Annotated in this window: 9 protein-coding genes; 4 read left to right on the top strand and 5 right to left on the bottom strand. The window is 69.7% G+C overall.

The genetic code is table 11. The features are described 5' to 3' along the window. Positions 1-474: 474 nt before the first annotated feature. A complete protein-coding gene (locus ADK41_RS37220; protein ID WP_030834013.1) occupies positions 475-1,086 on the bottom strand; it encodes a DNA-3-methyladenine glycosylase in 612 nt (203 codons plus the stop codon). Further along, positions 1,083-1,205, bottom strand: a complete 123-nt coding sequence (locus tag ADK41_RS43790; RefSeq protein WP_234319034.1) for a DNA-3-methyladenine glycosylase — start codon at positions 1,203-1,205, stop codon at positions 1,083-1,085. The genes ADK41_RS37220 and ADK41_RS43790 overlap by 4 nt, the downstream gene beginning before the upstream one ends. Before the next feature lie 187 nt (positions 1,206-1,392). Here ADK41_RS43790 and ADK41_RS37215 point away from each other — a divergent pair, with 187 nt between their 5' ends. From ADK41_RS37215 to ADK41_RS37205, 3 genes are all read left to right on the top strand, one after another. After that, complete coding sequence (locus ADK41_RS37215) at positions 1,393-2,175, top strand: sporulation protein (RefSeq protein WP_030834010.1); 783 nt, start codon at positions 1,393-1,395, stop codon at positions 2,173-2,175. 42 nt (positions 2,176-2,217) lie between these two features. Continuing rightward, a complete protein-coding gene (locus tag ADK41_RS37210; RefSeq protein ID WP_030834007.1) occupies positions 2,218-2,757 on the top strand; it encodes a YbhB/YbcL family Raf kinase inhibitor-like protein in 540 nt (179 codons plus the stop codon). Between the two features lie 210 nt (positions 2,758-2,967). Next, positions 2,968-3,474: an HNH endonuclease gene (locus tag ADK41_RS37205; protein ID WP_030834005.1), complete on the top strand. Its 507-nt coding sequence runs from the start codon at positions 2,968-2,970 to the stop codon at positions 3,472-3,474. An 81-nt stretch (positions 3,475-3,555) separates the two neighbouring features. Here the strand turns inward: ADK41_RS37205 and ADK41_RS37200 are convergent, their stop codons facing one another. The 3 genes from ADK41_RS37200 to ADK41_RS37190 form a co-directional block, all read right to left on the bottom strand. Next, the gene (locus tag ADK41_RS37200) at positions 3,556-4,503 is read right to left on the bottom strand and encodes an SPFH domain-containing protein (RefSeq protein ID WP_030834003.1); all 948 of its coding nucleotides are present in this window, start codon (positions 4,501-4,503) and stop codon (positions 3,556-3,558) included. A 147-nt stretch (positions 4,504-4,650) separates the two neighbouring features. Then, positions 4,651-5,082 carry an NfeD family protein gene (locus tag ADK41_RS37195; RefSeq protein WP_030834001.1) on the bottom strand — a complete coding sequence of 144 codons (432 nt, stop codon included), beginning with the start codon at positions 5,080-5,082 and terminating at the stop codon, positions 4,651-4,653. A 93-nt stretch (positions 5,083-5,175) separates the two neighbouring features. After that, complete coding sequence (locus ADK41_RS37190; RefSeq protein ID WP_030833999.1) at positions 5,176-5,973, bottom strand: ABC transporter ATP-binding protein; 798 nt, start codon at positions 5,971-5,973, stop codon at positions 5,176-5,178. A 163-nt stretch (positions 5,974-6,136) separates the two neighbouring features. On the opposite strand from ADK41_RS37190, the gene ADK41_RS37185 reads away from it, so the two are divergent. Further along, the coding region (locus ADK41_RS37185) for a hypothetical protein (RefSeq protein WP_053670366.1) at positions 6,137-6,802 on the top strand (666 nt) is incomplete at its 3' end.

Below are 6,802 nucleotides of genomic sequence, written 5' to 3'. Positions count from 1 at the left end.
CTTTCCGACCCGATTTCCTCGGTGCTTTCCGGGGTCCCGCTTCCGCGTTTCCCTTTCCGGCGGTTCCGACTCTATCAGATCCTTTCGGGCCTGATTCCCAGCCGGTGGGTTTCGCCGTCGAGCCCTCGGCTTTCGCCTGTCGGCCTTTCGACATTCACTACGTTAACCGATTCCCCCGCTCGATTCATAATCGGGCTTCGCGGTTCAGAATTCAGACATGCGAACATGGCGAATTCAACCCGGCTGAGGGGTGATCGTAGGTAGTGGGTTGGCCGCTTCCGGCTGCAGGCGATCGCCGTACCCGGTTCAAGCGGCTCGGACTACCTTACGCACCTTCCAAGGTCGAGTCAACTTCGGCGGCGCCCCTCCGGTACCGAGCCGGCAGCCCCGGTGGCGAAGCGGGTGAGAGTGGATCCGGGGACGGCTGCCTCCGCCGTCGAGGCGCGTCGGGACACGGGCAGGGCGTGCGGCGGCTCAGGCTCCGGCGGACGGCTTGGCTCTCGGGCTCAGTCGGTACGCCGAGACCGTTGGATCACCGGCGAGGTAGAAGCGGTGCTGCCAGTCGTGGGCTTTGCTCACGCCCACCCGAGGACCGATCCGGATGAGCCCCTCGGATACCGGCTCGCCCTCGGACAGCGTGACCGGGGCGCCTGCCAGCAGATCCGTGCCGTTGTGCTCCGCCGTGATGCCGAGCGCCCGGCAGAGGTTCCCCGGGCCCCGCGCGAGGCGTGGGCCCTCGACCTTCGCCCCTCGCCGCTCACGCGCCAGGTCCTCCCCTTCGACGACCCTGCCCGCCCGGACGAGGACGGCCGAAGCGATGCCGTCCGTCCCGGTGACGATGTTGGCGCACCAGTGGAGACCGTGGGACCGGTAGACGTACATGTGTCCCGCCGGTCCGAACATGACGGCGTTGCGGGGTGTCCTGCCCCTGTAGGCGTGGGAGGCCGGGTCGGCCGCACCGGAGTACGCCTCGGTCTCCGTGATGGCGATGCTCACGGTTCCCTCGGACGTCTCGTGGGTGAGGACGGCGCCGAGGAGCTTGGGGGCGACTTCTTCAGCGGGGTGAGCGAGATCCAGGACGTTCACGCCGTCCGGCCTGACGTGCTGCGGACCGGGATCCGGCCGAGGAGGTCGGGGGCGGCCTCGAGGACGGGGCGGTCGAAGAACTCCCTGGGCGGGGGCGTACGGTCGGGGGTCGCGATCATGCCGTCCGAGAGTACTGGAGACGGACGGGGTCACGGGGTGGCCGGCGGGCTCCGCGGTTGCCAGGGTGTGGGACGCGGAACCGGTCACGGCCGGATCGCGTTGTTAGGGATCAAGGGTCCACGTACGACTCGACGCAGGACGACGGATCAGGTGTGGCCCACGGGGGTCGCCTGGAGAGGAAGAGACATGGCGTTCAAGAAGCTGCTGGCGAGTCTGGGTGCCGGCGGGGCCTCGGTGGAGACGGTGCTGCACGAGGTCAACGTGGTTCCGGGCGGGGTCGTCCAGGGCGAGGTGCGGATCCAGGGCGGGTCCGTGAACCAGCAGATCGAGGGTCTGTCGGTCGGGCTGCAGGCCAAGGTCGAGGTGGAGAGCGGCGACCAGGAGTACAAGCAGGACATCGAGTTCGCGAAGTCGTCGCTGGGCGGCGCCTTCGAGCTCCAGGCGGGTGCCGTGCACGCTGTCCAGTTCGGCCTGGAGATCCCGTGGGAGACGCCGATCACGATGATCGACGGGCAGGCGCTGCGCGGGATGAACATCGGGGTGAGCACCGAGCTGGCGATCGCGCGGGCCGTGGACTCCAGTGACCTGGACCCGGTCAACGTGCACCCGCTGCCGGCGCAGAAGGCGATCCTGGACGCGTTCATCCAGCTGGGCTTCCGCTTCAAGAGCGCGGACATGGAGCGCGGCCACATCCGGGGCACCCGGCAGAAGCTGCCGTTCTACCAGGAGATCGAGTTCTTCCCGCCGCAGCAGTACCGGGGGCTGCACCAGGTCGAGCTGAGCTTCGTGGCCGACGACCAGGCCATGGACGTCGTGCTGGAGATGGACAAGAAGCCGGGTCTGTTCAGCGAGGGCAGCGACACCTTCCGCTCCTTCAAGGTGGGGCTGAACGACTATCAGGGCACCGATTGGGCGGCGTACCTCAACCAGTGGCTGTCGGAGGTCGGCAGCAAGCGCAACTGGTTCTAGGCTCGGTCCGCGACTGAACGCAACCGATCAGGAGGTACCGAGGTGACCGAGCTCAAGCGGCGGCCGCTCCCCCACGACTTCCATCCGCCCGTGCCGTCGTTCGCGGTGTCGAGCGAGGACGTGCAGGAGGGGGCGACGCTCAAGGAGGCTCAGGTCCACGCGGCCGGCAACACCTCACCGCACCTGCGGTGGGAGGGGTTCCCGCCGGAGACCAGGAGTTTCGCCGTGACCTGCTACGACCCCGACGCCCCGACGGGCAGCGGGTTCTGGCACTGGGTGCTGTTCGACATCCCGGCCACGGTGACCGAGCTGCCGGTCGGTGCGGGGAGCGGCACGTTCGAAGGGCTGCCCGAGGGCGCGGTCCACGCGCGCAACGACTACGGCAGCAAGGACTTCGGCGGTGCCGCGCCGCCGCCCGGGGACGGGCCGCACCGGTACGTGTTCACGGTGTACGCCGTGGATCAGGAGAAGCTCGGTCCGGACTCGGACGCGTCTCCCGCCGCGGTGGGCTTCAACCTGCGGTTCCACACGCTGGCGCGCGCGCAGCTGATCGGTGAGTACGAGGTGCCCGCGGAGTCCTGAGCCCGGACGGAGCGGCCTCGGCCGTTCACGGAACGTTTGCCCGCCCCTGGTCTTGGAATTGATCAGGGGCGGGCATTTTCGTTGCCGGGGGTCGTAGGGGGCGCCTCCCGCGGGAGCAGTGGATATTGCGTTGTCCATCCCGGCGTGCCCGGCCAGAGTTGATCCCAGCCCGCCGAGGGGTGGGCCGGTGCGCACGGGAGGTGGGCTGGTATGCGGGACACGCTGGTGCTGAACGCGAGCTTCGAGCCGTTGTCGACGGTGACGCTGAACCGAGCCGTCGTTCTGGTGCTTCAGGACAAGGCCGTGGTCGAACAGGCCCACCCCGAGCTCCGGATGCGTGGAGCCGCGGTCGACATACCGGCGCCCCGGGTGATCAGGCTCTGCCAGTACGTGAGGGTGCCGTTCCGAAGACAAGCTCCGTGGTCGAGGCGGGGCGTCCTGGTGCGGGACCGGCACCGGTGCGCGTACTGCGGCCGGCGGGCGACGACTGTGGACCACGTGGTGCCGCGGTCGCACGGTGGGCAGGACACGTGGCTGAACACGGTGGCGTCCTGTGCGGAGGACAACCACCGGAAGGCGAACCGGACGCCTGAGCAGGCGGGGATGCCGCTGTTGCGGCGGCCCTTCGAGCCGACGCCGGCTGACGCGATGTTGCTGGCGCTGGGCGCCGAGGACTTCGAGGCGTTGCCCGAGTGGTTGGCGCTGGACGCGGCATAGGGCTTCGCCGCAGAGGTCGGGCGGTTCCCCCGGGCGCGGGTCGTGCGTGGTGGTGCGCGCAGTCCCCGCGCCCTCGGGGTGTCAGTCGATGGACGGCTTCTCGCGGCGTTCCTGGGCGGGGACGTTGGGGGCCGGGGCGCCGTTGCCGCCGCCCATCGCGCCGAAATTGCCCATCGCGCCGGAGAGGCCCTTGAGCGCGTCGCCGATTTCGCTGGGGACGATCCAGAGCTTGTTGGCGTCGCCCTCGGCGATCTTGGGGAGCATCTGGAGGTACTGGTAGGAGAGGAGCTTCTGGTCGGGGTCGCCGGCGTGGATGGCCTCGAAGACCGTACGGACGGCCTGGGCCTCGCCCTCGGCGCGCAGGGCCGCCGCCTTGGCCTCGCCCTCGGCGCGCAGGATCTGGGACTGCTTCTCGCCCTCGGCGCGCAGGATCTCGGACTGGCGGACACCCTCGGCCTGGAGGATCGCGGCGCGCTTGTCGCGGTCGGCGCGCATCTGCTTCTCCATCGAGTCCTGGATGGAGGTGGGCGGTTCGATGGCCTTGAGCTCGACGCGGTTGACGCGGATGCCCCACTTGCCGGTGGCCTCGTCGAGGACGCCGCGCAGGGCCGCGTTGATCTCCTCACGGGAGGTCAGGGTGCGCTCGAGGTCCATGCCGCCGATGATGTTGCGCAGTGTGGTGACGGTGAGCTGCTCGATGGCCTGGATGTAGCTGGCGACCTCGTAGGTGGCGGCGCGGGCGTCGGTCACCTGGTAGTAGATGACGGTGTCGATGTTGACGACCAGGTTGTCCTGGGTGATGACCGGCTGCGGGGGGAACGGCACGACCTGCTCGCGCAGGTCGATGCGGTTGCGGATGGTGTCGATGAACGGGACGACGATGTTGAGGCCCGCGTTGAGCGTCCGCGTGTAGCGGCCGAAGCGCTCGACGATGGCGGCGCTGGCTTGTGGGATGACTTGGATCGTCTTGATCAGGGCGATGAAGACCAACACCACCAGGATGATCAGGACGATGATGATCGGTTGCATCGTCGGTTCCCCGAACCCTTCTTCGCCTCGGCGCCTACGGCAGGCATGGTGACTGTGGAAGATCCTGCGGTTGAAGATCTTGCTGGTCGAGTCTGACAGACCATCGGTGCAAGTGGGGTGTTGTTCGCCCCAGTTGTGTTGCGGGGTTCACATGATGACGGCCGTGGCCCCCTCGATGTCCACCACGTCCACTTCCTGGCCTGCTTCATAGGTGTGGCCGGCGTCGAGTGCGCGCGCCGACCAGACCTCGCCGGCCAGCTTGATCCGGCCGCCGGAGCCGTCGACGCGTTCCAGCACGACGGCCTGCCTCCCTTTCAGGGCGTCCACGCCGGTGGCGAATGGGGGCCGTTGGGCCCGGTGTCTGTTCGCGATGGGGCGTACGACGGCGATGAGGGCGGTCGAGACGACGGCGAAGACCGCGACCTGGGCGACCGCTCCGCCGCCGAAGATGCCGGAGACCACTGCCGCGGCGACGGCGCCCACCGCGAGCATGCCGAGTTCGGGCATCGCGGTGATCACGAGCCCGATGCCGAGTGCCGCCGCGCCGATCAGCCACCACAGCCATGCGTCGATGTCCACGTGGTCATGGTAGGACCGCGCACCCGGTCGCCGACAGAGCGCCGATCAGTTTGAACGCGCCGTGCGGCTCCGGGTCTTGGGCTGCGGGAGGGGTCAGGACATCGGGAGGCCCTGGGCGGTGAAGCGGTCGCCGACCTGTTCGACGACGAGCGGGAGGCCGAAGCAGAGGGAGAGGTTGCGGGAGGTGAGTTCGAGCTCCAGCGGTCCGGCGGCGAGGACCTTGCCCTGACGGATCATCAGGACGTGGGTGAAGCCCGGGGCGATCTCCTCGACGTGGTGCGTGACCATGATCATGGAGGGGGCGATCGGGTCGCGGGCGAGCCGGCCGAGACGACGTACCAGGTCCTCGCGGCCGCCGAGGTCGAGTCCGGCGGCGGGCTCGTCGAGGAGCAGCAGTTCGGGGTCGGTCATCAGGGCGCGGGCGATGAGGGTGCGCTTGCGCTCGCCCTCGGAGAGCGTGCCGAACCTGCGGTCCAGGTACTCGGACATGCCGAGGCGGTCGAGGAAGGCGCGGGCGCGCTGCTCGTCGATGTCCTCGTACTCCTCCTGCCAGCCGGCGGTCATGCCGTAGGCGGCGGTGAGCACGGTCTGCAGGACGGTCTGGCGCCTGGGGAGCTTGTCGGCCATGGCGATGCCGGCCATGCCGATGCGGGGGCGCAGTTCGAAGACGTCGGTGCCGGGGGTGCCGAGGGTCTCGCCGAGGATGCTGACGGTGCCCTTGCTGGGGTAGAGGTAGCTGGACGCGATGTTGAGGAGGGTGGTCTTGCCGGCGCCGTTGGGGCCGAGGATGACCCAGCGCTCGCCCTCCTTGACCGACCAGGAGACCTGGTCCACCAGAGCCCGGTCCTCACGGACCACGGATACGTCCTGAAGCTCCAGAACATCGCTCATGAGCGCGTTGTCTCCCCTTGCAGTGTGGCCGGGTCTCGGCTGTCGCGTACGCCTGTGGGTCGGTCCGCCGCACCCGTGGGCGCAGCCCATCATGAAATCTACGCCACTGGTCGACCCGGACATTCCTCCGGTCCGGTTCTTGGGCTCTGTCTAGGGTGTACGCATGCTCTCGGAACCTCGCTCTGGACGCCTCGCCGCTTGGGGGAACGCCCTTCTCGCCGGACTTGTCCCACCGGATGACGCCGTGCTCGCGATCGTCGGGGAGGACGCGGTGCACCGGGTGGAGGGGGTGCCGGGCGAGTCGGCTCCCGTGGGGCTCACGCTGGCGCTGGGGCGGCTGCGGGCGCTCGGGGCGTCCGGGCTGCGGGTGGCGCTGCCGGCGCCGGGGCATCCGCTGGGGCTGAGCGGGCCGCCGGAGTTCAATGCGCGGGCGCTGGAGGCGGAGGAGGCGGTGGTGTGCCACGGGGCCGCACTGGGGCTGGTGCCGGAGGTGCACGAGGCCGGGCCCTCGGGTGATGTGCACGTGGAGGTGGTGTGGCACTGCCTGCCGGTGCGGGAGGCGCCGCCGGCGGACGTCCCGTCGCTCGGTGAGGCGGAGCGGGAGCTGGCGGAGGCGCTGCGGGAGGCCACCGAGGTGCTGACGCGGCTGGATGTGGCCGGGTCGGGGCCGGTGGCGGAGGCGGCGATCGACGCGTACCGGGCGCGGGCCCTGGCCTCGCGGGGGCGGGAGGTGCTGGCGCCGGGGTATCCGCCTCGGGCGGTGCGGGTGTTGGAGCTGGCTCAGCGGGTGGGGACGTTGGTGTCGCTGGCGGGGGGTGGGGGGCACGGG

The organism is Streptomyces caelestis (assembly GCF_001279005.1).
Classification (GTDB): Bacteria; Actinomycetota; Actinomycetes; order Streptomycetales; family Streptomycetaceae; genus Streptomyces; species Streptomyces heliomycini.
Note: the sequence above shows the minus strand (reverse complement) of the source record. Positions and strands in the feature narration are given on the sequence as shown.

Bases quoted from the DNA above. Each gene is read 5' to 3' on its own strand.
- ADK41_RS43790 (WP_234319034.1), bottom strand. From the start codon at position 1,205: ATGATCGCGACCCCCGACCGTACGCCCCCGCCCAGGGAGTTCTTCGAC.
- ADK41_RS37215 (WP_030834010.1), top strand. From the start codon at position 1,393: ATGGCGTTCAAGAAGCTGCTGGCGAGTCTGGGTGCCGGCGGGGCCTCG.
- ADK41_RS37205 (WP_030834005.1), top strand. From the start codon at position 2,968: ATGCGGGACACGCTGGTGCTGAACGCGAGCTTCGAGCCGTTGTCGACG.
- ADK41_RS37200 (WP_030834003.1), bottom strand. From the start codon at position 4,503: ATGCAACCGATCATCATCGTCCTGATCATCCTGGTGGTGTTGGTCTTC.
- ADK41_RS37190 (WP_030833999.1), bottom strand. From the start codon at position 5,973: ATGAGCGATGTTCTGGAGCTTCAGGACGTATCCGTGGTCCGTGAGGAC.